Genomic DNA, 24,208 nt, shown 5'->3' with positions numbered 1-24,208 from the left:
ACCCTGACGCGACGTCAGGCTGGAACGTCTCCGGCATGAACTTCATCAGCCCAGTACCGATGCCCGGACCCGACGCGGTCGCGCCGGAGGTCTACCGCACCATCTACCCGATGCCGATGTTCACCATCGTGCCGACCGAGGACCTGGAGGCGTCGAAGGACTTCTGGATCCGCGGGCTCGGATTCATCGATCTGTTCACCATGCCCGGTCAGGTCACGCACCTGCGCCGGTGGGCGTTCCAGGACGTGCTGCTCGTGCCGGGTTCGGCGCCGGCGGAGGCGCCTGGTTTCGCGACGAGCTTCTCGTGCGTCCTGAGCCAGATCGACGAGATCGCGCAGGCCTGCGAGGCTCTGGCGCCGGGAAGCACGATCGGGCCGGAGATCAAGCTGTGGAACTCGCTCGAGCTGACCGTGATCACGCCGGAGAACTCCCGCGTGGTGATGACCGCCGCCCGGCCACACGACGAGCAGAGCCTGGAAAATCTGCGCGCGATGGGCATCGGCGTACCAGACTGAGCCCATGATGACGATTGGGGGAGCGGCGTCGCTGGTCGGGATCAGCGTGCGCACGCTGCACCACTGGGACGCGATCGGACTGGTCGTGCCGAGCGGGCGGACGACGGCCGGGTACCGGGTCTACTCCGACGCCGACGTCGCCCGCATCCACCGCGTCTTGGTCTACCGCGAGCTCGGGATCGCGCTCTCCGGCATCGCCGCCGTCCTCGACGACCCGACCGCGGATCCCCAGGAGCACCTGCGCCGCCAGCGCGCCGAACTGACCGAGCAGATCGACCGCCTGCAGGGGATGCTGAAGGCGGTCGACCGCATGCTCGATGCCGGCGGCAAGGGAATCCGGCTCACCCCCGAGCAGCAGTCCGAGATCTTCGGCGCCTCCTGGCGCACCGAGTGGGTCGACGAGGCCGAGCAGCGCTGGTCGGGCACGCCACAGTGGAGCCAGTACGCCGAACGCGCCGCCGCCCGCACCCCCGACGACTGGCGCGACCTCACCACGGAGGTCGAGTCGTTCAACACCGACCTCGCCGCCGCCTTCCGCGCCGGCACCACCCCCGGCTCGCTCGACGCCAACACCCTCGCCGAACGCCATAGAGCCACGATCGCCGAGCACTTCGACTGCACCCACGCGATGCAGGTCTGCATGGCCCGCAACTTCACCCCCGAGTACTACGACCACCTCGCCCCCGGCCTCACCATCTGGCTCCGAGCCGCCATCAACGCCAACGCCGCCACCCACGGCCTCGACCCGGAGACCGCCCGATGGGAATGACCCTCCTCACCCAAGCGACCACCGACTACGCCGAGGCCGATCGGTCCAGCCTCCTCGACGCCTACGGCCGCGCATGACCACGGACCACCAGCAGGCGCTGCTAGGGGAGTGGCTCCCAGGAGCCACCCTCGTCAAGGACCTCAGCTGGGGCCTCGTCGGCACCACCGTCCTGCTGCTGAACCACAACGACCAGCTCTACATCGCCAAGGCCGGCGACGACGCCGACACCAACATCGACCGCGAGGTCCGCGCCCACCGCGAGTGGCTGACCCCCTGGACGTCCCGCGGGCGTGCGCCCCGCCTCGCGCACTCCGACGCCGAGGCGAAGCTCCTGGTTACCCACTACCTACCCGGCGACCTGGTGGAAGGCACTCCTGACGAACACGATCCCGGCACCTACCACAAGGCCGGCGTGCTGCTGGCTCAGCTGCACGAGCAGCTCACCGTCGACGACGAAGACTTCGAGGCCGCCGAGAATGCTAAGTCCCTCGCCTGGCTGGACGGTCCTCACCGCATCACGCCCGACGTGGTGAGCCGACTCCGCGACGAGGTCACCTCCTGGCCCACCCCACCCAGCACTCTCGTCCCGACCCACGGCGACTGGCAGCCCCGCAACTGGCTCACCCACGAAGGCGCCGTCAGCGTCATCGACTTCGGCCGGGCCGAACTCAGACCCGCCTGGGGCGACTTCGGTCGCCTGGCCGCCCAGCAGTTCCGCCGGAACCCCGCCCTCGAAGCAGCCTTCCTCAACGGCTACGGCGCCGACCCCCGCGACCCCGTCACCTGGCGCCGCAGCCGCATCCGAGAAGCCATCGGCACCACCTGCTGGGCGTATCGAGTCGGCAGCGAGGACTACGAACAACAAGGCCACCGCATGATCGCGGAGGCTCTCACCGCCGGGACCTGAGCAGCAGTACGACGAACGCAACTGGCGCCACGGCCTGGTACACGATCCACACCTCGCCGCCCGACGTATTACCTTGCCACGCAAGCAGCAGACCGGCGACCGCCGTAAGCGCCCAGCCGAGGTCGTAGGCCACCATCAACCGCAGGTACGTCGTACGCGCCCGCCGGTTCACGTACCTGATCTCAACCCCTCCAGCGACAGCCAGTACGAGCCCCGCGATCGCCGTCAGCCAGGGGGAGACACCGAGCACTCCACCGGCCCAGCCCGCCCCGGCGACGAAGACGACGCCGAGCACCACCTTGAACGCACCGTCGGCGACGATCCCCGCCGACTCCCTCCTCACCGCAACCTCCGCCATCAGCATCCTTCCCATTCGATAGTCCAATTACTATGATAATCAGACTATGCGAATGACCAGAGCCGAGACCAAGGACCGCAACCGCCGTGCCCTGCTGGACGCCGCCTTCGAGGTCGTCTCCCGCGACGGCTACCGGGCCAAGCTCGACGAGATCGCCGAGCGGGCGGGCCTGACGACCGGCGCCGTCTACTCGTTGTTCGGCAGCAAGAGCGGCCTGGTCGTCGCACTGGTCGCGGACTACCTCCGCCCGTACTACGAGGAGATCGAGCAGGCGGTCCCCGCCGACCTGGATCTCCTGGACGCGGTCGACGCCCTTGCCCGGCACTACCGCCGTACGTGCGACGCACCCGGCGCCCGGGCCGCCCAGTCACTGCAGCTGACGCTTCTGGACATGGCCCTGAACGATCCTGAGCTCGGCGCCCAACTGGGGGAGTCGATCCGGTCCCAAGAGACCCACCTGATCGACCTGCTCACCGGCAGACCGTACGACGGCGGCAAGCTCGCGCCGTACCAGGCCGAACGCCTGGTCACCGCACTCCGAGCGCTGTTCGTCGGCCTGAGTCAGGGCGTGATGCTCGGCCTGACCCCGGACGCCGACGAGCGGTACTTCGCCGACGCGGCCCGCGCACTCGCGTCCGGCGCAGCCCTGGTCACCCAAGCCGCAGATTGAGCTCGGTCAGCCGCCGCCGGTCAGGTGGTCGATGACGCGGTAGGCGTTCGCGAACACAGTCAGCACCGGATTGACGCCCCCGTTCGTCACGTGCAGCGACGCATCGCAGATCCGCAGGTTGTCGTGCCCCCACACCCGCCCCCACGGATCGGTGACCGACGTTGCCGGATCGTCGCCCATCCGGCACGTCCCCGCCTGATGCTGCCCACCGCTGGGCCCATGACCATCGCCTCGCGACCCCGGTACGACGATCTCGGCGCCGGCCGCCCGCAGCCAGTCGGCCGCTCGGTCCGTCAGGAAATCCCAGGCCCGCAGATCCTCCGGATGCGCCCCACCCGCGAGCTTCACCACCGGTACGCCGAACCGGTCCCGCACCGCGCGATCGACCGTCACCCGGGAGTCGCGGCTCGTCATCTCCTGGATCGGACCCGCCAGCCGCACCATCCGCCACGGCAGGTCGCGCATCCCCGCCTTCGCCGCGGCGCCGTGCAACGGGATCAACCCGGCCGCGGTCAGATACCCGTACGTGTTGGACGGCGTCGGCACGAACTCGTTCGCGATGATCCCGCCACCCACCACCCCCTCGTTGCCGAACCGGTAGTCCGCCGTAGCGATCGAAGCGCCCGGCCCGATCAGCTCCTCGACCACCTCACCGAAGATCCCCAGCGCCCCGCCGTACCGGTGTCCCTGCAGATGCCGCCCCACCTGATCCGTGTTGTTCCCGATCCCCTGAGGCTCCCGCTCCGAGGTGCTGTTCAGCAGCAACCGCGCCGTCTCGATCGCCCCGGCCGCCAGCACGACCTCAGACGCAGCGACCGAACACCGCCACACCACCCCGTCACGCTCGCCGACCACCGCCACTCCGGTGACGCGGCCGCCCGAGTCGACCAGCAACCGCTCCACCGTCGCGTGCAGCATGATCGAGCAGCGACCGGTCGCGAAGGCCCGCTGCAGCACGGTGTTGTGGCTCCCGTTCTTGGCGTCCACCGGGCACGCGAACGCGATACACATCGCGCACTGCGCACACGCCAGCCGTCCCTGGTACGCCGCGGAGTTCACCAGCAACGGCACGGCCAGCGTCGACACCCCCAACCGGCGAGCGCCGGCGGCCAGCCGATCCGCGGCGATCCCGGCCGGCAACGGCTTCATCGGGTAAGGACGCGACCGGTGCCCGGCATGCCCGCCGTCGTGGTCGTCACCGCTGACGCCGATCTCCCACTCGGCCCGCGCGTAGTACGGCTCCAACTCGTCGTACCCGAACGGCCAGTCGGCGAGCGCACTGCCCTCCGGTACGCCGTACCGGCTCGCCATCCGGAAGTCGTCCGGCGCGAACCGCCACGCCTGCGCGCCGTACACGCGGGTCCCGCCACCGGCCGTCGTCGCGTTGCCGTTCCACCCGGGATCACCAGGGCGCTGCATCGATCTCCGGCCGCCAAGCTCCAGCACCCGCGGCGAACCCGCGGGCGGACCGGTCACCGGGTCGAGCTCGAGGAGAGCGCGGGCGCTGCGCAGATGGTCCGTCGCCAGCGCCTCGACGTCCGGCCAACCGCCGGCCTCGATCACCAGCACGTTGCGACCCGCCGCAGCGAGACCAGCGGCGGCCACCCCGCCACCGGCTCCCGAGCCGACCACGATCGCGTCGTACCTGGTCTCGACCGTGCCGGGGGCGATGACGTTGCGCGGGCCAGGTTGCTCGACGTCGGGCCGCTCACCCGGCCACGGCCGCCAGCCCATCATCGACCACGACACCGCGGCGTCGTTGCCGCCGTTGCCGGGATCCGCGTAGTACCCCGCGTTGACGACCTTGGCGAACCACGCGTACGACGCGTCGCCGGCCAGCGTGTCGAGAACCTCGACCCGGCGCTGACCGGAGAGCTGCTCGAACGGCGACCCGAACAGCGCGATCCCCGCCGCCTCGATCGCGTCCAGCGCGGCCTGCACAGGCGTAACCCAGTCAGGCCGCTCGTCCAGCAACCGGTCCAGATACCGCAGGCCTCCTGCGTCGACTCCGGACGGGAAGTCGTCGGCGGGGATGATCGTGTCGAGCACTGCCTCGAGCAGGGCGGTGTTCATCGGATCGTCAGCCGGCCACAACCCTGAACTCGTTGCCGTCGGGATCGGTCAGCTCGAACCCGCCGTCGACCTCGCCGACCAGCGCCGCCCCGAGCGCCACCAGGCGGTCGGCCTCGGCGCGGACGTCACCACCGGCCGGGGGAGCGAGGTCGAGGTGCAGCCGGTTCCGGCCGAGCTTCTCGTTGTACGGCGGACCGCCCCACGAGATCTTCGAGCCACCCGTCGGAGACTGGATCGCGGTCTCCTCGTCCTGGTCCCAGACCAGCGGCCAGTCCAGCGCCTTGCTCCAGAAGTACCCGACCTCCGGCGTACCGTCGCTCGACAGCGCGCCGATGAACCCGGTGTTGGCCAGGAAGTTGTTGCCCGCCTCGATCACGCAGAACTCGTTGCCCTCCGGATCCTCGAGCACGACGTGAGGCTCGTCGAAGTCCGGGCCGACGTCGTGATGCCGTGCACCGAGCTCCAGCGCGCGGGCCACCGTCTCCTGCTGCTCCTCGGCCGTCGCACTGGTCAGATCGAAGTGCGCCTGGTTGTGCCCCCACTTCTCGTTGGGGACGGGCAGGAAGCGCAGCGGGAAGCCGAGCGCCTCCCTCGGCGGCAGCACCTTGCCACCACTCGGATCGTCGGCGATCTCCAGCCGCAGTACGCCGGCCCAGAACCGCGCGAGCAGTTCGGGATCGTTCGCGTCGAAACACAGCGCCTGCAGCCGAGTCGTCATCCCACCACGCTAGGCCGCCCCAGAACCCACCCGCAACGCGATTACGTCAGCGTCTCGAGCACCTCCGCAGCAGCACCAGCCCCCGGCAAGGCCTCGGCCTCCTCCTGCAACCTCCGCGCAGCCACCCGATAGGCCGCCGTCGTCAGCACGTCCTCGACCGCGGCCCCGACCTCATCAGAGGAGACCGTCAGCGGATCCAGCACCCGCCCGACACCGAGCGCCTCACACCGATCCGCGTTCCGCGGCTGATCAGCCCCAATCGGCAGCAGCACCAGCGGTACGCCGCAAGCGAGCGCGGACACCACTGTCCCCGAACCACCGTGCGACACCACCGCGGCAGCCCGGGGCAGCAGCGCCCGCTGCGGCACGAACCGCTCGACCAGCACGTTGCCGGAGCGCTCACCAAGCTCAGCCGGATCCACCTCCCGGCCGACCGTCACCACGACATTCGCGTCCAGCTTCTCCAGGCCGGCCAGCACCCGGGTGAACAGATCACCCGACTCCTGATGGAACACCGTCCCCAGCGTGAAGTAGACCAGCGGCCGCCCACCCCGATCAGCAAGCCACGCGTCCACACCCGGCTCGTCCGGCAGCTCTTCGAGCACATCCGGCCTGATGCACAACGACCCCGACGGCAACGGCACCCCACGGAACGACGGCATCACCGGCGCGATGGTCAGGAAGTCGTCAGCACCCGGCGCACCACCGAGCTCAGTGCGCAGACGGTCGAGCGGCTCGTCCACAAGCCCCGGAGTGATCATCCCGCCCGCCGCCAGCACCGTCACCGACGCGTGGGGGACGCCGAGGCGCTGCGCGGCCACACCCGCGCCGAAGTCGACCTCGTCGTGCACCACGACCTCGGCGCCGAACTCACGGCCGACGTCCACGATCCTCGGCGCCCGCTCCCGAGCGACCCGCCCCGCGAAGGCGTCGCGGATCACCCTGACCTCGGCCTCACGATTCACCGCGACCAACTGACCGCGGTACGACGCCTTCATCAGCGTCGTACCGCCGCTGTCGACCACGTCGAACCCCGCGGCGCGAACCGTGTCGACCATCGCCGACTGACACGTGAACAACACCTCGTGCCCTCGTACGGCGAGTGCCCGCGCGACCGGGATCAGCGGGAGTGCATGGCCGTTGCCGCCGGTGAACGAGAACAGGGCGCGCATATCAGCCGTTGAACAGCGTCCAGTCGCCCTCGGAGACGACCTCGACGGTCCCGTCGACCACCTTGAGCGCCGTGTCGTCGTCGATCGCGTACGTCGGCGCCGGGATCCCGGACGCCCACTTCTCGATGTTCGCCGGGGTGGTGTCCTCCATGTCCGGGTGGTTCAGGTGCGGGTACAGCGTGAAGTCCACCAGCCCCAGCGACTTGTCGGTCGCCAGCGCCATCTCGTGACCGTCGGGGACGAACTGCTGATTGAACTCCGCGTCGCAGTTGTACGGCGTCAGCGCGATCGCGCCGGCACTCACCCCGACGTACACGGAATCCAGCGACGGCAGGAGATCGGCCAGCCCGGACTGCCGCATCCAGTACGTCAGGTAGGTGACGTTGCCGCCCCAGACGAGCAGTGCGTCGGCCTCCCGGACCGCGGGCAGCCAGTTCTCTTCCCGGATGGTCGGGAGCGCGGTCAGCTCCAGCACTCCCAGGGACTTCCAGCCCAGGCCACACACCCGGTCGGCCCGGCTCCCGGTCATCGCGTCCCACGCGCTTCCGGCCCCACCCGCGAACGGGTAGACCCCGGTCGGAACGAACAGCGCGCTGGACTCCGTGATCGGCTTCCCGAGCAGCTCGACGAGCGCCTCGGAGATGCTCCGATTGGTGACGCCGGAGGACGTGAGAAGAAGTTTCATGCCGGCTCCTCAGACTGACTGGTCGAGCTCGCAGCCTCTCACGTTCAGCCCTTCCACTCGCGCCGGAGCAGCCCGTAGACCCACGAGTCGGAGACGTCGCCGTTCACGATGCAGTCCTCGCGCAGCGTCCCTTCGAGCACGAACCCGAGCTTCTCCAGCACCCGCGCGGACCCGATGTTGCGGGTGTCGGCCTCCGCCTGGACGCGATTCAGGTCCAGGTTGTCGAACGCCCACCCGAGGACGGCCTTGCCGGCCTCCGTCGCATACCCCTGGCCCCAGGACGCCTCGGTGTAGCAGTAACCCATCGACGCACTACGGAAGTCCGGATTCCACTGGCTCACGGTGCACCACCCGATGAACTGGCCGTCCCGATCCACAGCCAGCCGCGCCCCGGTACCGTCGACCGCCATCTGCTTGCACGCAGCAACAAAACGCGCGGCACGGTCAGCCTCGGTCCACGGCGGCGAGTCCCAGTACCGCAGGACGGTCGCGTCACTGTGCAGCGCGTAGAGCGCCTCCGCGTCCGCTTCGTCGAAGGGCCGCAACCGAAGCCGACCGGTGCGCAGCGTGGGGGAGGGGAGCGTCATGGCCCCACCCAACACCGCCACGAAACCACCCGCAACGTACTTTTCCTGGTCACGATCGCTGGTCGGCATACCGAGCGATCACGTCGAGGCACCGCCGGAACTGCGCGGGCGACGCAGGGTTCCGCCACCCGAGCTTCTCGAGCGCCCAGTCGATCGCGAAGGCGGGCCTCCAGCCGTCGTCGGCCGCGCCAGGATCAGCGACCCGCGCATAGCCACGGCGTACCAGGTCCAGGCGGTCGTGGAGAAGATCGCCGGCGTCCACCTCCCACTGAGCGAAGTCGTACGCCGGGGAGGCGCGTCCGGCGAACTCCCAGTCGATGAAGCCGACGACCGTCCCGTCGTGGACCAGGAGATTCTTCGGGCAGAAGTCACCGTGCACCAGCGAGATCAGGGGAGCCGCACGCGTGGAAAGCTGCTGCCGCAGGAAGTCGGCACCACGCTCGACGACCGCAGCCTGCAACGGCCCAAGCGCTTCCCTGACGATTCCGGCAACTCGGGCAACGTCGCGGTCTTCAGGCATCCGCAACTCGTGCCGGACTCCTCGGTCGATGTCCACACTGTGCACCCGCGCCAAGATCTCACCGGACTCGACGACCACCCGTTCGAGATCCGCTGCGGACAGCTCACCGGCAAGCGCGTCCAGCGATCGGCCCGGCAGGAACTCCTGGATGGAGAAGGACAGCAGCTCACCGCCGTACTCGAGATGTTCGAGCCCGATCACCTCGGCCGTCGGTACGCCGGCCGCTCGGGTCGCCATCATGATCTGCGCCTCGTCGACGAACCACGGCTGCCGCTGACGAGCGATCCGCACAACCACAGCCACGCCGTCACCGAGGTCTGCGCGATACGTCTCGTTCATCCCACCGCCGGTCAGCGGAACCAGACGCTCGACACCGCGCCCACAGACCGACCGCACCACCGAGTCGACGACCGGGCGAAGAGTAGTCACCACCGGCCAAGTCTCACCCACGTCGCTCAGCTTCACGCGCCAACCGTAGTGGGGAAGTGGTGGCGAAGACTCCGCCCGTACCGACCTCTGGGTGTTCTAGGGTCCATGACTACCTCACACGACGGGACGGCCGATGAAGTCCGATCACTACGACACGTTCGCCGGGAGCTACGCGCGGGAGAACGAGTCCAGTCTGTTCAACGCCTACTACGAGCGGCCCGCGATGATCGGGCTCGCCGGCGACGTGGTCGGCCGCAACATCCTGGACGCGGGCTGCGGCGCGGGACCACTGTCGGCCGCGCTGCGCGACGGCGGCGCACGGATCACCGCCTTCGACGCCAGCCGGGAGATGGTGGCGTTGGCGCAGGAACGACTCGGACCGGACACCCGAGTGCTGCAGGCCGACCTCGGCGGGACGTTGCCGTTCGAGACGGGGGAGTTCGACGATGTGGTGGTCTCCCTGGTGCTGCACTATTTCGAGGACTGGTCCGGCCCGCTGGCCGAGCTGCGCCGGATCCTGAAGCCTGGTGGCCGGCTGATCCTCTCGGTGAACCATCCGATCATCCGCGAGGTGGCCTACCCGGACGACGACTACTTCGCGACGTCGCCGTACACGGAGGAGTACGACTTCGCCGGCCAGACAGCGTCCCTGACCTACTGGCACCGGCCGCTGCACGCGATGACCGACGCGTTCACCCGCGCGGGCTTCGCCATCTCGGTCATCAGCGAACCGCCGTTCGCACCCGACACACCGCGCGAAGTGCTGCCGCCCGGCCTCGGGGACAGTACGTCGTTCCTCTGCTTCCTCTTCTTCGTCCTCGAAGCGCTCCCTCCCGGACGGGATCAGCGATAGTCTCCCCGTCCATGGACATGCTGAAAGGCGACCAGATCGCCGCGGCGCACCTGGCCGACTGGCGCAAGCTCGCCCAGGGGCTGCATGCCCGCTACGTGATTCCCGACTTCGGCACCGGCGTACGGTTCGTCGCCGCGGTGGGGAGCGCGGGGGACACGCTCGGCCACCACCCGCGCGTGGCGATCGGCAAGGGGTACGTCGACCTCGAGCTGGTCACCGAAGACGCCGTCTACCGCGACGATGACGGCACGGAGCTCATCGTCGAATGGGTGACCCAGCAGGACGTCGACCTCGCGCGACGGATCACCGAGCTCGCCGCCGACCACAAACTCACCGCGGACCCGGCCTCCGTCAGCGAGATCGAGCTCGGTCTCGACACCGCCCACTCCGCGACCATCGCCCCGGTGTGGGCCGCCCTGCTGACCGGGAGCGCCGAGGCCCAGGGCCGGGGGACCCCGAGCGACGAGATCCGCGACGCCACGGTACGAGTACCGAACCTGTGGTTCGGCGACGCCGGCTCACCGGACAGCCCACGGTTCCACCTCGAGGTCTACGTGGCGCCCGAGGTGGCCGCGCAACGGATCGCCGCCGCCCTCGCCGCAGGCGGGACGATCGTCGACGACAGCAACGCACCCGCGCAGACCGTGATCGCCGACCAGGACGGCAACAGGGGAGTCGTGTGCTTCGACGCATCCGCCGCGAAGCAGGACTGAATGACCACCAATTCGTCGTACACCATCGCGCCGCTCAGCCCTGAGACCTGGCCGGCCTTCGATGCGCTGGTGCAGCGGCACAACGGCATCTTCGGCGGCTGCTGGTGCATCTGGTTTCACCCTGACGGCCCTGAGCGCGGCCAGGGCGCCGAGGTCAATCGGGCTCTGAAGAAGGCGTACGTCGAGCAGGGCAAGGCGCACGCCGCACTGGTGATGGACGGCGACGAGGCGATCGCGTGGGCGGAGTACGGTACGCCGGTCGAACTGCCCACCCTCCACCACCGCAAGCAGTACGACGCCACCAAGACCGCGGATCCCGACTACCGCATCACCTGCGTCTTCGTCGACAAGCGGCACCGGCGGCAGGGCGTGACGGAGCTGGCGATCACCGGTGCACTCGACCTGATCGCCCGGGCCGGCGGTGGCCGCGTCGAGAGCTATCCGCACGACCTGACCAATCAGACCAAGAAGATGTCGTCGTCGTTCCTCTACAACGGCACCCGCCGGCTCTACGAGCGCCTCGGCTTCACCTACGACCGCCCCAAAGGCCTGAAGAACTGCGTCATGGTGAAGACGGTCCTACCAGACGAGTCCGTCTAGATGGTTGTGGCCTGACAGCAGGGGAGCGATGCGGTCCCGCGCCACTCGACGGACGTCGGGCTGGGGGTGGTGTGCATACAGCGCGATTTCCATGGTCATGTCGTAGAAGTTCAGCCGCTCGCGCAGGTGCTCGCGCTCGAACAGCTCCGGGTACGCGCCGTACATCCATCCGGGAACTTCTGCGAGTGTGGTCTCGTCGAGCCCGCGTCCGTCGGGTGTCGGTGGGAACTCTCGCGGCCGCGCGCACCAGCGCAGGATCGTGTCGAGCTCGGCATCCGCCGGCTGAGCCAAAGCCTCCGCGAAGTCGATCAGACCGGTGACGCGTCCTTGGTCGACCATCACGTTGGATCCATGGAGATCACCATGGACGAGGACCGGTTCGTCGGAGGCGAACAACGCCAGCCGTTCCTGGACCCAATCGGCGACGTCCGCGAGCAAGCCCGAGTCATTTCCGGGCAGTCGCCGGGCAGCCTCGACCTGCTGGAGCGTCGCGCTCACCACGGGCGGGTGGTACGCATGCCACGGTTTCCCCCCAGCGAGCGCGTCGCTCAGCCAGGGCGGCAACAGGCCGGCCGGGACAGGAACGCGGTGCAGCGCGCGCAAGGCAGCGCCGAGGCTCTCGATGATCGCCTGGCGCGTGGCCGAATCCGCCGACGGCCACGCTTCGTGCAGCGATCGGCCGGGCAGTCGTTCGGAGATGTACCACGGTCCGTCCGGGCCGTCACCGTGCGCAAGACGCCGGGCGTGCGGGACCTCACTACCGACCAGCAGGTCGACGACCTCTGCTTCGTGGCGGTACGCGTCACGGAACAGTCCGTTGTTCAGCCGTACGACGTACTCGTCGCCAACCCACACACGGCTGACCCACCCGGCCTTCGCAAGAAAGCGCCCGCTCGCCGGCAGCCCCGCGGCCGCCAGCGTCCTCAGCAGCGCCGGATCGGTAGCCCAGCCGCCGTCGGTCATGACCGCGAGCCTATGCGTCAGGGGAGTGGGGCGACACCGGTTTCCCACTGACCTCCGCGGACTGGTTGTCCTTGCGAAAACCAGTGGTGTCCGGCTTGCTCCGCTGGTGGACTGACGTCCCACAGTGGGTCTGCCGCGTGACGGAGGTCGTGGTTGTGACGGAATATGACGTGCTGGCCGAGGTGTACGAATGGCTCATCTCGGAGGCGAAGTTGCCGCCGGCCGACTTCGCTGCGTCGTTCGATGACGTCCTCGGTCTCCTGCCGTCGAACGCTCACGTCCTCGACTGTTCGTGCGGAACCGGGCAGTTGGCGGTTGGCCTCGCCGGTCGTGGCCTGCAGGTTGTCGCGACGGACGCCAGCGAAGGGATGGTCCGCCGGACGGCAGAGTTGGCTGAGGAGTACGGGACATCAGTCCGGGCCCTGCAGGCGAACTGGGAAGAGTTGCCTAACCACTTCGACGACGACACATTCGACCTGGTGTTCTGCGTCGGCAACTCGCTCCACCACGCCGCGGGCGCGACAGGCAGGGGAGCTGCTCTGGAGTCGATGTCACGGCTTCTGCGCCCTGGCGGGCGGTTGGTACTCACCTCCCGCACCTGGGAACTCGTGAGGTCCAGAGGTTCCCGGCTCGACATCGGCGACCGACTCGTCCGCCGAAACGATCGCGATGCCGTCGTGGTCTACCGCTGGGAGATCGCGCCACAGTGGGAGGACGAGCACCACATCGAGATCGCGATCGCGCAAGTCGATGCGACTGGGTCGGTCCTTGTCCGCTCGGAACTGCTGTCCTGCTGGCCCTACCGACACGAGGACCTCGAAGCCGAACTGCACCGGGCCGGCCTCCGGACAGAAGTGAGCACGTTCGATCCCGAGTCCGAGAACTACACGGTGGTCGCAAGCAAGGGTGGGCCGGGGTAGGGGCCAAGCCGTAGCCGCCGTGACTCATCTGATGCGATACGCAGACTAGTAGTTGACATAATGTCCATTATCGGCGCAGTACGACGATGGTCGGGTGGAGGCCTGCGAGGCTCAGATTGTGCACTGATCCGGTGTTCCAGGCTGGATGTCCGGTGAGTGTTGCGACCTGGTGCTGGTTGACGATTGCGACGACCGAGTCGGCGTGGTGCCAGCTGTTCAGGTACGGCGTCAGGTTGCCGATGGTCAGCCGGACGTCCCACGGCGGATTCGTCAGGATTCTGTCAGCGGCGATCTGCGGGCTCTGGGCGTCGCCGAGTTGCCACTGGATGCTGGCGGCGTTTCTCTCAGCGGCTCTCAGGGAGGCTTCGGCGTGGTCGGCTCCGACGTATTCAGCGCCAGGTTCGAGTCGCTGGGCTTCGATGAGAATCGTGCCGGCGCCGCAGAATGGATCCAGGACAACTTGGCCTGGTTCGAGGCCGGCCAACTGGGCCATGGCGGCGGCGACCGGCGGGTGCAGGCTGCCTGGGACGGTGTGCTGTCGCCAGTTGCGTCTGTGGAGCGGCGCTGGGAAAGGCCGGACGCCAACGTGTACTGAATCGCCGTCCAGTACGACGCGCCAGTCGGTCCGGTGTTCTGGTGGCGTGCTTGTACGGCGTGAGTGATATCGCGCGCCGGTGCGTTCGGCGATGACGGCGCCGACGAGGTCTTCGACGTCGTACCGGTTGTAGGTGCGTTTGCCGACGTACGACGCGCTGACGGCGAACGGTTCGTCGTGCGGCAACGGGACGACCAACTGTCGGCGGAGTTGTCTGGTGAGAGCTTTGAGCGCGTCTTTCGTGCGGCCTGGATCGTCGACGGAGGCGCCGATCAGGAACAGATCGTCGGCGAGTTTCGGTGGTTCGCTGAGGATTACCTGGGTGGCATCGACGACGAGTTGGCGCTTGGACAGATCGAGCACGCGGTGGCCGGCGCTGGTCAGTTCGGCGGCGGCCAGGTGCTCCAGGCCCGTGACGGTACGCACGAGGACCCTGGTGAAGGGCATGACGATTCTTCCCGGTAGCTGTCGGGAACGATCGAACGACCGATTCCCGCCTCGCTAGCCGCGGGCGACACGCCTCGAACTGGCCAGCGGACAGCTAGCCCAGTCGGAAGAAACTGTACATACGAGCGATCCTGCCACAGCTCGGCCGGAGTTCGCCTGTGAATTTCAGACGGTCCCCCAGGGGGGATGTCACCCCTTCTGGACCTGTTCCGTCATGCATAATCACCATTATGCAGCACTTATAGTTGCTGGTGGCAACTGTTGGCGCAAGCGTACGAGGTCGGTGTCGACAAGCCACGGCGTGCTCCGTTCTCCCAGAGTCCGAAGGCTCGTCGCCTCCCCCGTCCGTTGGCGCCCGGGAGCGCGGGCTCCGTTTGTCAAGGCCCTCCTCCCCTGCCCTGATTCCCGCGGCGCGGCCGCCCGCGTGAAGTACGGTGAGCAGAAATCGCCAAGGCATCCGGAGGACACCGCGATGGACACGTCCGCATTTCTGAGCAGCGTCGTCACCCAGACGAGCACGTTCGCCGAGTGGGTGGACGGCAAGGATGCGACAACGCCGGTGCCGACCTGCCCGGAGTGGACTCTGGCCGACCTCGTCGACCACGTCGGCGGCACGCACCGGATGGTGACGACGCTCGTCGCCGATCAGTTGACCGATCCGAGTGCGGCGTTCGCCGCGTACGTACCGGCGCCGGCGGATTCGAGTCAGTGGGGTGCGTGGCTGAACGGTACGGCGGCCGAGGCCAAGCAGGCGTACGACGCGGCCGGCGACGACCCGACCGTGTGGGATCCGAACGGCGGCGTCGCGGGTGGTCCGTACTGGGCGCGTCGACTGTTCGGTGAGGCCTGCGTGCACCGGGCGGACGCGGCGTCGGCGGTCGGTACGGCGTACGAGCTGCCGCCGGAGCATGCGGTGGAGGCGATCGAGGACTGGCTCGACACGATGACCTCCCCGACGTACTGGGCGAGCAAGTCGCGCTACGCCAAGGCGATGAGCGGGAACGGCCAGACGCTGCACCTCCACACGACCGACGCGCCGGGCGAATGGGTGACGCGGCGGGAGCCGGACAAGGTCGTGCTGGAACACACCCACGCCAAGGCCGACGTCGCCGTCCGCGGTCCGGCGACCGATCTGCTGCTCGTGCTGAGCCGGCGCCGGCCGCTGGAGGAGACTCCCGCGCTGGAGATCCACGGCGATCGGGCGCTGTTCGAGTACTGGATCGAGCAGATGAACTGGACCACCGAGATCGAGTAATGGTTGCTCTGAGCAACGGGTAGGGAAACTGTCGGCGGCGTCCGGTAGGAATGCGGCATGCTGGTGCTCGAAGCTCAGGCCGCGTTCTTCGCCGCGCGGCGGCCGCGCAAGGACTCGCCCCACACGACCGACGCGTACCGCCGCGACCTGGCGGGCATCACCGCGCTGCTGACCGACGCCCCTGAGCGGCTCGAGGTCGACGAGCTGACGGCACCAGCACTGCGTACGGCGTTCGGCGCGTTCGCCGACGACCACGCGAAGAGTTCGGTGCTGCGCGCGTGGTCGACGTGGAACCAGTTCCTCACCTTCTGCGTGTCCGACGGGCTGCTCGCCGGCAACCCGATGGGCGCGGTCGCGCGGCCGAAGACCCCTCCCCTGTCCCCCAAGCCTCTCCGCGGCGAGGACACACCGGAGCGGTTGCTCAAGTCCGCCGCCGACGGCGACCGCCGCGCACGCGATCCCTGGCCCGAGCGCGATCTGCTGGTGATCGCGCTCGGGCTCGTCGCGGGCCTCCGCTCGGCGGAGATGCGCACGCTGACCACCGACTCGCTGGCCGGACGACCGGGTGAGATGCGCCTGCACGTCCACGGCAAGGGCAGCCGCGACCGCTCGATCCCGGTCGAGCCGATCATGGAACGCATCATCGAGGCGTACGCCGACTCCTGCGAACGCCGCTTCCCGAGCCGCCGGACCAGCCGCTCCACCAAACTCCTGCTCAACCGCACCGGCGACCCGATCGGCCGCGGCGGCCTGGAGTACCTGGTGAAGTCCTGCTACCGCTGGGCCGGCCTCCACGACCGGGTCCCCGTCGGCGCCAACCTCCACGCCCTCCGCCACACCTTCGCCACCCGCCTGGCCGAAGACGGCGCCACCGCCTCCGAAATCATGGCCCTCCTGGGCCACGCCAGCCTGGCCACCAGCCAGAACTACATCGAAGCCACCGGCCGGGAACGCCGAGCCGCCACCGCCAGCAACCGCACCTACCAAACCCTCGACAAGGTCCTGGACCCGTGAGCCGGGTAGGCAGGACGGTTGCCCCAAGGAAGATGCAGAATGCGGGCGACCCCGACCCCTGTGCGAGGAGAGATCGTGTTCGAACGCGTGGTGTTGAAGCTGTCAGGAGCGGCGATCGCCGGCGAGGCCGAGTTCGGGTTCAGCAGTGATCGGTTGACGCACCTGGCCACTGAGGTGCTGGCGGCTCGCGCGACCGGCGTACAGGTTGCGGTGGTGGTCGGCGGAGGGAACGTCTTCCGAGGGAACCGGGCCGAGGACTGGGGTATCGACCGCGTCGAGGCGGACAACATCGGGATGCTGGGGACGGTGATCAACGCTGTCCTGCTGCGCGGACGGATTGCCGCGCTCGGGGACGTCGACGTGCGGTTGATGACGGCGATCCCGATCAACAACCTGGCGGAGCCGTACATCCGGCTGCGGGCGATGCGGCATCTGGAGAAGGGGGCGATCGTGCTGCTGGGTTGTGGGAACGGACAGCCGTTCACGACGACCGATTATCCGGCGGTGCAGCGGGCGGTGGAGCTGGGGGCGGATGCGCTGCTGGTGGCGAAGAACGGGGCTGATGGCGTCTACGACGCGGATCCGAATCAGGTGGCGGGAGCGCGGCGGTTCGGGCGGTTGGGGTATCAGGAGGTGATCGATCGGGGGTTGCGGGTGATGGATCAGTCGGCGTTCATTCTGGCGCGGGATCATCGGTTGCCGTTGCATGTGTTCGATATCGACGCACCGGGGGCTGCGACGGCGATTTGTCGTGGGGAGCAGGTGGGGACGCTGGTCAGTTGAGGGTGGTGAGGTCGTGGGCGATGCGGTCCAGGTGGGCTTGGAACCAGTCGCCGCCGGCTTCTAGTTCTACTCGGCAGACCATGGCTGACCAGACGGCTCGGTAGAGGGCGAAGGTGCGCTGCAGTTCGGGGGTGAGGTCGAGGCCGTAGGCGGTGAGGACTGGGGTGGTTGGTTCGGGGCCGGCGATGGAGAAGCGGGCCAGGTCGAAGAGGGGGTCGCCGTACAGGGCGTCGCCCCAGTCGATGATGCCGGTGAGGGTGTTGTTGGATGTGTAGACGTGGCGGGGGTGCAGGTCGCCGTGGAGGAGGACTGGTGAGTCGGGCTCCCGGGTGCTGGTGGCGACCAGGTCTACGAGGCGGGCGCGGTGGGTTTCGGGGAGGAGGCCGGCGTTGACGAGGCTGTGCAGAGAGGTGACCTGGGTGGTCAGCCAGGCTGTCCAGGTGGGATGGCGGTCAGCGCTGAGGAGGCCGAAGCCATCGCCTTGGAGCTGGTGGAGTTTGGCGAGTGCCTGGCCGAGGCTGGTGAGGACCATAAAGTTGGCGGCGTCGACGGGCGCGCCGGGGACCGCGCGTTGGATCAAGTACTCCGGGGTGCCGGCAACTACTTGTGGCGCGGGGACTCCGGCCCTGGTGGCGAGAGCACAGGCCTGGGCTTCGGCGGACATGCCTGGGCCGGACTTGTAGTAGTACGTCTCCCCCGCCGTCGTACGGACGCGGAAGGTCTCGTTGCCGAAGAAGCCCTGGACGGGCTCGACGGATGCGACGGCTCCGAGGTGGGATGGCAGATCGATCAACTGGGCGCCTCCGGGGCACAGGGTCTGGGGGTACCAAGAAACCTGTTGCCCGGGTGCGCGGTCAACTGCTGTACTCCAGAGACCTGTCCCGCAGAGAAGGAGCGCCGAGAGATGCGACCTCGTTTCATGTCCACCTCGGTCCGCCTCCACACCTGCACAAGGGACATGAAGCTGCGTGAAAACACTGAACTTGGGGATTCTGGCGCATGTCGACGCCGGTAAGACCAGCCTGACCGAGCGGCTGCTGTACGCCGCCGGGGTCATCGACGCGGTCGGTAGCGTCGACGACGGCAGTACCCAGACCGACTCGCTCGCGCTCGAACGGCAGCGCGGGATCACGATCAAGTCGGCCGTGGTCTCGTTCGCGCTCGGCGACGTGACCGTGAACCTGATCGACACTCCCGGCCACCCGGATTTCATTGCCGAGGTGGAGCGGGTGCTCGGCGTACTCGACGGCGCCGTGCTGGTGGTGTCGGCGGTCGAGGGCGTCCAGGCGCAGACGCGGATCCTGATGCGGACGCTGCAGCGTCTGCGGATCCCGACGGTGATCTTCGTCAACAAGATCGACCGGGCCGGTGCGCGGTACGAGTCGCTGATGGAGGACCTGGCCGCGAAGCTCTCGCCGGACGTCGTGGCGATGGGGACGACCAGTGAGCTCGGGACGGCGGGTGCGGGCTTCACGCCGTACGGGCCGGGTGATGCGAGGTTCTCGTTGAGCCTGGTGGATCTGCTCGCCGAGCACGACGATCGGTTGCTCGCGACGTACGTCGAGGACGAGAACGCGCTCTCCGGCGAGGCGCTTCGGGCCGGTTTGGCCGAGCAGACGCGGCGTGCAGTGGTGCATCCGGTGTACTTCGGGTCGGCGATCACCGGCGCCGGGACCGAGCCGTTGATCGCGGGGATCCGGGAGTTGCTGCCGGCACCGGTCGGCGACAGGTCGGCGCCGGTCAACGGGTCGGTGTTCAAGGTCGAGCGGGGCCCGGCGGGCGAGAAGGTCGCGTACGTGCGGATGTTCAGCGGTGAGCTGCGCACGCGCGACCGGCTGCGGTTCCGGGGCGATCAGGAGGCCAAGGTGACCGCGATCAGCGTATTCGACGCCGGTACGACGGCCACCCGCGCGAGCGTCGCGGCGGGTCAGATCGGCAAGCTCTGGGGCCTGAGCGAGGTGCGGGTCGGTGACGAGGTGACCACCGATCACTGCCCTGGCCACGAGAGCCGGAAAGAGAGCGCGTTCTTCGCTCCCCCGACGCTCGAGACCGTCGTGCTCCCGGCGCGGGCGTCCGACCGCGGGAACTTGCAGAGCGCGCTCTCCCAGCTCGCCGAGCAGGATCCGTTGATCAATCTTCGGCAGGACGACGTACGGCAGGAGACCTCGGTCTCGCTGTACGGCGAGGTGCAGAAGGAGGTCATCCAGACCACCCTGGCCACGGAGTACGGCCTGGATGTCACCTTCCGGGAGACCACGACGATCCACATCGAGCGGATCGACGGGATCGGGGCGGCGGTCGAGTTCAACAAGGTCGACCCGAACCCGTTCCTGGCGACCATCGGCCTGCGCGTCGAGCCGGCTCCGACCGGTGCGGGCGTCTCGTTCGCGCTCGAGGTCGAGCTCGGGTCGATGCCGTACGCATTCATCAAGGCCGTCGAGGAGACCGTGCATGAAACGCTGCAGCAGGGGCTGTGCGGCTGGGAGATTCCGGACGCGCGGGTGGTGATGACGCACTCGGGCTACTCGGCGCGGCAGAGCCACGCGCACGCGGTGTTCGACAAGAGCATGTCGAGCACGGCCGGGGACTTCCGGTTGCTGACGCCCCTCGTACTGACGACCGCGCTACGCCAAGCGGGGACGATTGTGCACGAGCCGATGCACCGGTTCCAGCTGGAGATCCCGACCGACACCGTCCGTGGGGTGCTGGCCGCCCTCGCCAAGCTGCGCGCGATCCCGCGCGTGCCGGCGCTGGACACCGGTACGTCGGTGCTGGAGGGCGAGATCCCCGCGGCCGCGGTCTACCAGTTGGAGCAGCAGCTTCCCGCGCTCACCCGCGGCGAAGGCGTGCTGGAGTCGGCGTTCGAGAGGTACCAGCCCGTGACCGGTGCGGTCCCGCGCAGGGAGCGCACCGATCACGATCCGCTGAATCGGCGGGAGTACCTCTTGCACGTGCTCAGGCGGGTCTAGACGAACAGGCAGAACGGGTGACCGGCCGGGTCGAGCAGCACGCGGACCGACTCCTGCGGCTGGTACTCCGGGAGAACGGCGCCCTGGGCGATGGCGTGCTGCGTCGCCTTGTCCAGGTCGTCGACCGCGATGTCGAGGTGCTGGCTCGCGTTCTGCGCTCCGGCCTCGGCCGGCCAGCGCGGGCGCTTCCACTGCTCCTCGTACTCGAAGTTCAGCGTCACCTCGCCGGTGCCCTCGGCCGCGCGGATCTGCGCCCAGCCGTCGGCCGCCGGGTGTCCTTCGCGCGGTCCCTCGCTGGTCGTCACCGGTCGCCCGAGCAGCCGCGCGTAGAACTCCGCCAGCGCCCGCGGGTCGGGCGCCATGATGGTCACCGAGGTGACCTGAAGAGTCAGTCCGTCCATTGCCCTGACGCTACCAACGCCGACGGACAGTTCCCGACGCCTCTCAATCGGTGGTCAGCAGGACCGAGTGAGGCCGGAATCCGTGCCGCTGGTAGACGCGTAGTGCCGTTTCGTTGGCGGCGTACGCACTGACCTCGAGCCGGGCCGCGCCGCGCTCCTGAGCCCAGGCGACGAAGCCGTCGATGAGTCGGCCCGCGACTCCCCCGCCCCGCGCTTCTGGGCGGACGTACATGCTGACCAGCTCGGCGCGCGGCGCGGTCCACATCTCGGACGCCGGCAGGAACTTTCCGATCAGATGGCCGACCACCCCGCCGGTCGTTGCCACGAGCACCAGAGACTGCGGGTCCGCGACCAGCCCGCTCGCCCACTCGCCGCCGTACGTCGCGGGCCAGTTCTTGTTCCGCAACGGATCACGCGTTCCCGCGTCCTCGGCGAACAGCGCGCTACAGGACGCGACAACGCCGTCGAGGTCACCTGCGGTCGCAGTCCGGACAGTCAGTTCGCTCATCGGTGAAGCGTACGACGGACCGTACCGATGACCGTCGTACCGAAGTCGTCCTCGTCGGTGCTGATGGTCGGTTCGAGGCCTGCGTCGGACAGGATCTGCGCTGCGAGGGGGGCCTGTTCGGCGCTGGATTCGGTGAAGAGGTGGCCGCCTGGGGTGAGCCAGCTCGCGGCTTCGGCGGCGACTCGGCGGAGGAGGGTCAGGCCGTCGGGGCCGCCGTCGAGGGTTAGGCGGGGTTCGTGGAGGCGGGCTTCGGCGGGGAGGTACTGGACGTCGTCGGTCGGTACGTAAGGGACGTTCGCGAGGAGGATGTCGACGTGGCCGCGGAGGGTGGTGGGGAGGGCGTCGTACAGGTCGCCTTCGAAGACCTGGGCGGTGGGGAGGTTGCGGCGGGCGTTGCGTACGGCGGCTGGGTGCAGGTCGGCGGCGGACAGACGCACGCTTGGTACGGCGGTTGAGACCGCGAGGCCGAGGGCGCCGGAGCCGCAGCAGAGGTCGACCACGACCGCGTCGGCAGGGCAGCGGGCGATTGCTTCGTCGACCAGGTGCTCGGTGCGGCGGCGGGGGACGAAGACGTCGGGGTCGATCAGGACGCGGACGCCGTGGAAGGAGGCCCAGCCGAGGACCTGTTCGAGGGGAAGGCCGGAGGTGCGTTCGGCGACCATGCGTGAGACTTCGCCGGGATCGTTGGCGGTGGAGAGGATGAGGTCGGCTTCTTCCTCGGCGAACACGCAACCGGCGGCCCGGAGCGCGAGGACTAACGCGCTCGCGTCGCTGGCCGGTACTTGGGAGGCGGCCGGATCGATCAAGGGTTCTGTTCCTCCAGTCGGAGTGACTCTGCCAGACGTTGCAGGGCAGGGTTCGGGCTGTCGGGGCTCCAGCAGGCGTGCAGGGTGACCGAGTGGGCGTCGGCGGCGTCGAGTTCGCGGTAGCGGACGCCTTCGACGCCCATCGCCATGATCGACCGTGGGACCAGTGCGCACCCCAGACCGGCTCGCACCAGCGCGAGCATGGTCGGGACCTGCGAGGCGAGCTGGCTCACGGCGTACCGGTTCATGCCGATCATCGCCGCGCAGATGTCGTGCAGGTAGCGCGATCCCTCGGGGCTGTAGCCGATGTACTCGTCGGTGACGTCCGCCAGGGACACGGCCGTCGACCCACTGGCGAGCTTGTGATCAGCCGGTACGGCGAGCACGAGGTCCTCGGTGTGCACGAGCAGCGACTCGAACCCGTCCGGGATCGGCGGCCGGACCAGGCCGATGTCGATCTCCAGGTTCGCGAGCGCCTCGTACTGGTCGGGACTGACCAGCTCGGTCAGCTCGACGCTGACGGCCGGGATCCGCCGGTTCACCATCGCCAGGAAATCAGCCAGTACGGCGTACGCGCCGATCGCCGTGAACGCGAGCCGCAGCGTCCCCGTCTGCCCGTCGGCCGCACGCCGCGTCGCTTCGGGCGCGACCTCCAGCAGCGCGAGCACCCGGTGGCTGTGCTCGAGGAAGACGCCGCCGGCCGCGGTGAGCCGCACTCCCCTGCCGGTCCGGTCGAACAGGTTCACGCCGAGAGCGCGCTCCAAGGCCTGGATCTGGCGGGTCAGCGGCGGCTGGGTCATGTTCAGCTTCTGGGCGGCGCGGCCGAAGTGCTGCTCCTCGGCGACCGCGACGAAGCCGCGGAGTTGCTGCAGTGACAGGTCCATGCGCCCTCGGTATCGATCGATGCGGAATCGGGCTTGGACGAGCATAACGGAAAGCCCTTACCTTCGGACCAGGTCGACAGCCCGCGTCGACCGGTGAGGAGCCGAAGTGACCAAGCTGGCCGTGCTGATGACCCCGGAACGCGCCGAGGACGTGATCGCCCCGCACACCCGGGAGCTGATCGAGCAGCGGTTCGCGGTGACCTGGGCGCCGGACACCAGCCCGGAGACGGTGGTCGCGCTCTCCCGCGACGCCGACGTCGTACTCACCAGCTGGGGTACGCCCCACCTGGACAAGGCGATCTGGACGGACGGCACCGGCCCCAAGGCCGTCGCGCACGCGGCCGGCTCGGTGAAGAAGCTGGTCGACCCGGTGATCCTCGACCAGGGCGTCGCGGTCTTCACCGCCGGCGGCCGGATCGCGTGGTCGGTCGGCGAGTACTGCCTGGCCGCGATGCTCACACTGGCCCGCCGGCTCCCCCGCTTCGACGGCGCGATCCGCGAAGGCGGCTGGAAGCAGACGGCGTACCGCGGGCACGAGGTGGCCGGCGCGAAGGTCGGGATCCTCGGCGCGAGCTCGACGGCGCGGGCGCTGATCACGTTGCTGAAGCCGTTCGGTTGCGACGTCGTCGTCTACGACCCGTACCTGAGCGACGAGCGCGCGGCCGGGCTCGGCGTACGACGGGCAGAGCTGGAGGAGACGCTGCAGTCCCGATTCGTCAGCCTGCACGTGCCCGACGTACCGGAGACCAAAGGCCTGGTGACGCGGAAGCTGATCGAGCAACTGCCGGACGGCGCGGTCGTCATCAACTCGTCGCGCGGCCCAGCGATCGATCAGCAGGCGTTGCTCGAGCACGCACTCGACGGGCGGATCTACGCCGCGCTCGACGTGTACGACCCCGAGCCGCCGACGCTGGAGCAGAAGGTGCTCGAGGCACCGAACCTGCTGCTCACGCCACACGTGGCCGGCGACACCGAAGAGGGTCACCTCGCACTGGCCGGCTACGTGATCGGCGACGTCCTCGACTATCTCGAGCACGGCACCAAGGGCCCGAGCCACGTCGACCCGGCGTCCTGGTCGATCCAAGCCTGAGACG

27 protein-coding genes are annotated in these 24,208 nt (G+C 68.8%); 13 read left to right on the top strand and 14 right to left on the bottom strand.

Annotated elements, in window-relative coordinates; translation table 11 throughout:
• The first annotated feature begins 35 nt into the window (after positions 1-35).
• The 3 genes from HDA39_RS09765 to HDA39_RS09755 all read left to right on the top strand — a co-directional run bounded on the left by HDA39_RS09765 (position 36) and on the right by HDA39_RS09755 (position 2,191).
• Positions 36-515 (top strand): VOC family protein, encoded by a 480-nt coding sequence (locus HDA39_RS09765; protein ID WP_184794901.1) that lies wholly within the window; start codon positions 36-38, stop codon positions 513-515.
• Positions 516-519: 4 nt separating this feature from the next.
• Positions 520-1,284, top strand: a complete 765-nt coding sequence (locus tag HDA39_RS09760) for a MerR family transcriptional regulator (protein WP_202892924.1) — start codon at positions 520-522, stop codon at positions 1,282-1,284.
• Positions 1,285-1,357: 73 nt separating this feature from the next.
• Complete coding sequence (locus tag HDA39_RS09755; RefSeq protein WP_184794900.1) at positions 1,358-2,191, top strand: phosphotransferase; 834 nt, start codon at positions 1,358-1,360, stop codon at positions 2,189-2,191.
• Here the strand turns inward: HDA39_RS09755 and HDA39_RS09750 are convergent.
• Complete coding sequence (locus HDA39_RS09750) at positions 2,175-2,549, bottom strand: hypothetical protein (protein WP_184794899.1); 375 nt, start codon at positions 2,547-2,549, stop codon at positions 2,175-2,177. The two genes, HDA39_RS09755 and HDA39_RS09750, sit on opposite strands and share 17 nt — an antisense overlap.
• A 52-nt stretch (positions 2,550-2,601) precedes the next feature.
• On the opposite strand from HDA39_RS09750, the gene HDA39_RS09745 reads away from it, so the two are divergent.
• Positions 2,602-3,219, top strand: coding sequence for a TetR/AcrR family transcriptional regulator (locus tag HDA39_RS09745; protein ID WP_184794898.1), 618 nt, complete (start codon positions 2,602-2,604; stop codon positions 3,217-3,219).
• Positions 3,220-3,225: 6 nt separating this feature from the next.
• Here the strand turns inward: HDA39_RS09745 and HDA39_RS09740 are convergent, their stop codons facing one another.
• The 6 genes from HDA39_RS09740 to HDA39_RS09715 are packed head-to-tail and all read right to left on the bottom strand — an operon-like array spanning position 3,226 to position 9,439.
• Entirely contained in the window at positions 3,226-5,292 is a 2,067-nt protein-coding gene (locus tag HDA39_RS09740; protein ID WP_184794897.1) for a GMC family oxidoreductase, read from the bottom strand.
• Positions 5,293-5,299: 7 nt separating this feature from the next.
• Positions 5,300-6,010 carry a VOC family protein gene (locus tag HDA39_RS09735; protein WP_184794896.1) on the bottom strand — a complete coding sequence of 237 codons (711 nt, stop codon included), beginning with the start codon at positions 6,008-6,010 and terminating at the stop codon, positions 5,300-5,302.
• A gap of 41 nt (positions 6,011-6,051) precedes the next feature.
• A complete protein-coding gene (locus HDA39_RS09730) occupies positions 6,052-7,182 on the bottom strand; it encodes a glycosyltransferase (RefSeq protein ID WP_184794895.1) in 1,131 nt (376 codons plus the stop codon).
• A gap of 1 nt (position 7,183) precedes the next feature.
• Entirely contained in the window at positions 7,184-7,867 is a 684-nt protein-coding gene (locus HDA39_RS09725; RefSeq protein ID WP_184794894.1) for a Type 1 glutamine amidotransferase-like domain-containing protein, read from the bottom strand.
• Between the two features lie 44 nt (positions 7,868-7,911).
• On the bottom strand, positions 7,912-8,454 hold the full coding sequence (locus HDA39_RS09720; RefSeq protein WP_184794893.1) for a GNAT family N-acetyltransferase: 543 nt from the start codon (positions 8,452-8,454) through the stop codon (positions 7,912-7,914).
• A 49-nt stretch (positions 8,455-8,503) separates the two neighbouring features.
• Positions 8,504-9,439, bottom strand: a complete 936-nt coding sequence (locus tag HDA39_RS09715; RefSeq protein ID WP_337925693.1) for a phosphotransferase family protein — start codon at positions 9,437-9,439, stop codon at positions 8,504-8,506.
• A gap of 97 nt (positions 9,440-9,536) precedes the next feature.
• Between HDA39_RS09715 and HDA39_RS09710 the strand changes: the two genes are divergently transcribed.
• Genes HDA39_RS09710 through HDA39_RS09700 form a run of 3 tightly spaced genes read left to right on the top strand, consistent with a single transcriptional unit; the run spans position 9,537 to position 11,569 of the window.
• A complete protein-coding gene (locus HDA39_RS09710; RefSeq protein ID WP_184794892.1) occupies positions 9,537-10,256 on the top strand; it encodes a class I SAM-dependent methyltransferase in 720 nt (239 codons plus the stop codon).
• Between the two features lie 11 nt (positions 10,257-10,267).
• Positions 10,268-10,969 (top strand): 4a-hydroxytetrahydrobiopterin dehydratase, encoded by a 702-nt coding sequence (locus tag HDA39_RS09705; RefSeq protein ID WP_184794891.1) that lies wholly within the window; start codon positions 10,268-10,270, stop codon positions 10,967-10,969.
• Positions 10,970-11,569: a GNAT family protein gene (locus HDA39_RS09700; protein WP_184794890.1), complete on the top strand. Its 600-nt coding sequence runs from the start codon at positions 10,970-10,972 to the stop codon at positions 11,567-11,569.
• Here the strand turns inward: HDA39_RS09700 and HDA39_RS09695 are convergent.
• Complete coding sequence (locus HDA39_RS09695) at positions 11,549-12,532, bottom strand: phosphotransferase family protein (RefSeq protein ID WP_184794889.1); 984 nt, start codon at positions 12,530-12,532, stop codon at positions 11,549-11,551. The genes HDA39_RS09700 and HDA39_RS09695 overlap by 21 nt on opposite strands.
• Positions 12,533-12,669: 137 nt before the next feature.
• Between HDA39_RS09695 and HDA39_RS09690 the strand changes: the two genes are divergently transcribed.
• Complete coding sequence (locus tag HDA39_RS09690) at positions 12,670-13,452, top strand: class I SAM-dependent methyltransferase (protein WP_337925692.1); 783 nt, start codon at positions 12,670-12,672, stop codon at positions 13,450-13,452.
• Between the two features lie 67 nt (positions 13,453-13,519).
• Here the strand turns inward: HDA39_RS09690 and HDA39_RS09685 are convergent, their stop codons facing one another.
• Positions 13,520-14,494 carry a methyltransferase domain-containing protein gene (locus HDA39_RS09685; protein ID WP_184794888.1) on the bottom strand — a complete coding sequence of 325 codons (975 nt, stop codon included), beginning with the start codon at positions 14,492-14,494 and terminating at the stop codon, positions 13,520-13,522.
• Positions 14,495-14,966: 472 nt separating this feature from the next.
• On the opposite strand from HDA39_RS09685, the gene HDA39_RS09680 reads away from it, so the two are divergent.
• The 3 genes from HDA39_RS09680 to pyrH all read left to right on the top strand — a co-directional run bounded on the left by HDA39_RS09680 (position 14,967) and on the right by pyrH (position 17,546).
• Complete coding sequence (locus HDA39_RS09680; protein ID WP_184794887.1) at positions 14,967-15,749, top strand: maleylpyruvate isomerase family mycothiol-dependent enzyme; 783 nt, start codon at positions 14,967-14,969, stop codon at positions 15,747-15,749.
• 57 nt (positions 15,750-15,806) lie between these two features.
• Entirely contained in the window at positions 15,807-16,763 is a 957-nt protein-coding gene (locus HDA39_RS09675; protein WP_184794886.1) for a tyrosine-type recombinase/integrase, read from the top strand.
• Between the two features lie 75 nt (positions 16,764-16,838).
• Positions 16,839-17,546, top strand: coding sequence for a UMP kinase (pyrH, locus tag HDA39_RS09670; RefSeq protein ID WP_337925691.1), 708 nt, complete (start codon positions 16,839-16,841; stop codon positions 17,544-17,546).
• Here pyrH and HDA39_RS09665 read toward each other — a convergent pair.
• Positions 17,539-18,339, bottom strand: a complete 801-nt coding sequence (locus HDA39_RS09665; RefSeq protein ID WP_184794884.1) for an aminoglycoside phosphotransferase family protein — start codon at positions 18,337-18,339, stop codon at positions 17,539-17,541. The two genes, pyrH and HDA39_RS09665, sit on opposite strands and share 8 nt — an antisense overlap.
• Before the next feature lie 175 nt (positions 18,340-18,514).
• Between HDA39_RS09665 and HDA39_RS09660 the strand changes: the two genes are divergently transcribed.
• A complete protein-coding gene (locus HDA39_RS09660) occupies positions 18,515-20,515 on the top strand; it encodes a GTP-binding protein (protein ID WP_184794883.1) in 2,001 nt (666 codons plus the stop codon).
• On the opposite strand, the gene HDA39_RS09655 is transcribed toward HDA39_RS09660, so the two are convergent.
• The 4 genes from HDA39_RS09655 to HDA39_RS09640 are packed head-to-tail and all read right to left on the bottom strand — an operon-like array spanning position 20,512 to position 23,114.
• Positions 20,512-20,916 (bottom strand): VOC family protein, encoded by a 405-nt coding sequence (locus tag HDA39_RS09655; protein ID WP_184794882.1) that lies wholly within the window; start codon positions 20,914-20,916, stop codon positions 20,512-20,514. The genes HDA39_RS09660 and HDA39_RS09655 overlap by 4 nt on opposite strands.
• Before the next feature lie 43 nt (positions 20,917-20,959).
• Positions 20,960-21,424, bottom strand: coding sequence for a GNAT family N-acetyltransferase (locus HDA39_RS09650; RefSeq protein WP_184794881.1), 465 nt, complete (start codon positions 21,422-21,424; stop codon positions 20,960-20,962).
• Positions 21,421-22,230, bottom strand: a complete 810-nt coding sequence (locus HDA39_RS09645; protein ID WP_202892922.1) for a putative protein N(5)-glutamine methyltransferase — start codon at positions 22,228-22,230, stop codon at positions 21,421-21,423. Before HDA39_RS09645 ends, HDA39_RS09650 begins: the two co-directional genes overlap by 4 nt.
• A complete protein-coding gene (locus tag HDA39_RS09640) occupies positions 22,227-23,114 on the bottom strand; it encodes a LysR family transcriptional regulator (protein WP_184794880.1) in 888 nt (295 codons plus the stop codon). The genes HDA39_RS09645 and HDA39_RS09640 overlap by 4 nt, the downstream gene beginning before the upstream one ends.
• A gap of 106 nt (positions 23,115-23,220) precedes the next feature.
• On the opposite strand from HDA39_RS09640, the gene HDA39_RS09635 reads away from it, so the two are divergent.
• On the top strand, positions 23,221-24,204 hold the full coding sequence (locus HDA39_RS09635; protein ID WP_184794879.1) for a hydroxyacid dehydrogenase: 984 nt from the start codon (positions 23,221-23,223) through the stop codon (positions 24,202-24,204).
• Positions 24,205-24,208 lie beyond the last annotated feature (4 nt).

It is taken from the genome of Kribbella italica, assembly GCF_014205135.1.
In the GTDB taxonomy this organism is placed as follows: Bacteria; Actinomycetota; Actinomycetes; order Propionibacteriales; family Kribbellaceae; genus Kribbella; species Kribbella italica.
This window is presented reverse-complemented; position numbering and strand designations above follow the sequence as displayed.

What these genes read in the sequence shown, in the direction of transcription:
- HDA39_RS09740 (WP_184794897.1), bottom strand. Translation starts at nt 5,292, where the DNA reads ATGAACACCGCCCTGCTCGAGGCAGTGCTCGACACGATCATCCCCGCC.
- HDA39_RS09695 (WP_184794889.1), bottom strand. Translation starts at nt 12,532, where the DNA reads ATGACCGACGGCGGCTGGGCTACCGATCCGGCGCTGCTGAGGACGCTG.
- HDA39_RS09705 (WP_184794891.1), top strand. Translation starts at nt 10,268, where the DNA reads ATGGACATGCTGAAAGGCGACCAGATCGCCGCGGCGCACCTGGCCGAC.
- HDA39_RS09640 (WP_184794880.1), bottom strand. Translation starts at nt 23,114, where the DNA reads ATGGACCTGTCACTGCAGCAACTCCGCGGCTTCGTCGCGGTCGCCGAG.
- HDA39_RS09745 (WP_184794898.1), top strand. Translation starts at nt 2,602, where the DNA reads ATGACCAGAGCCGAGACCAAGGACCGCAACCGCCGTGCCCTGCTGGAC.
- HDA39_RS09730 (WP_184794895.1), bottom strand. Translation starts at nt 7,182, where the DNA reads ATGCGCGCCCTGTTCTCGTTCACCGGCGGCAACGGCCATGCACTCCCG.
- HDA39_RS09755 (WP_184794900.1), top strand. Translation starts at nt 1,358, where the DNA reads ATGACCACGGACCACCAGCAGGCGCTGCTAGGGGAGTGGCTCCCAGGA.
- HDA39_RS09735 (WP_184794896.1), bottom strand. Translation starts at nt 6,010, where the DNA reads ATGACGACTCGGCTGCAGGCGCTGTGTTTCGACGCGAACGATCCCGAA.
- HDA39_RS09710 (WP_184794892.1), top strand. Translation starts at nt 9,537, where the DNA reads ATGAAGTCCGATCACTACGACACGTTCGCCGGGAGCTACGCGCGGGAG.
- HDA39_RS09650 (WP_184794881.1), bottom strand. Translation starts at nt 21,424, where the DNA reads ATGAGCGAACTGACTGTCCGGACTGCGACCGCAGGTGACCTCGACGGC.
- HDA39_RS09655 (WP_184794882.1), bottom strand. Translation starts at nt 20,916, where the DNA reads ATGGACGGACTGACTCTTCAGGTCACCTCGGTGACCATCATGGCGCCC.
- HDA39_RS09685 (WP_184794888.1), bottom strand. Translation starts at nt 14,494, where the DNA reads ATGCCCTTCACCAGGGTCCTCGTGCGTACCGTCACGGGCCTGGAGCAC.
- HDA39_RS09680 (WP_184794887.1), top strand. Translation starts at nt 14,967, where the DNA reads ATGGACACGTCCGCATTTCTGAGCAGCGTCGTCACCCAGACGAGCACG.
- HDA39_RS09765 (WP_184794901.1), top strand. Translation starts at nt 36, where the DNA reads ATGAACTTCATCAGCCCAGTACCGATGCCCGGACCCGACGCGGTCGCG.
- HDA39_RS09750 (WP_184794899.1), bottom strand. Translation starts at nt 2,549, where the DNA reads ATGGCGGAGGTTGCGGTGAGGAGGGAGTCGGCGGGGATCGTCGCCGAC.
- HDA39_RS09725 (WP_184794894.1), bottom strand. Translation starts at nt 7,867, where the DNA reads ATGAAACTTCTTCTCACGTCCTCCGGCGTCACCAATCGGAGCATCTCC.
- HDA39_RS09720 (WP_184794893.1), bottom strand. Translation starts at nt 8,454, where the DNA reads ATGACGCTCCCCTCCCCCACGCTGCGCACCGGTCGGCTTCGGTTGCGG.
- HDA39_RS09675 (WP_184794886.1), top strand. Translation starts at nt 15,807, where the DNA reads ATGCTGGTGCTCGAAGCTCAGGCCGCGTTCTTCGCCGCGCGGCGGCCG.
- HDA39_RS09700 (WP_184794890.1), top strand. Translation starts at nt 10,970, where the DNA reads ATGACCACCAATTCGTCGTACACCATCGCGCCGCTCAGCCCTGAGACC.
- HDA39_RS09760 (WP_202892924.1), top strand. Translation starts at nt 520, where the DNA reads ATGATGACGATTGGGGGAGCGGCGTCGCTGGTCGGGATCAGCGTGCGC.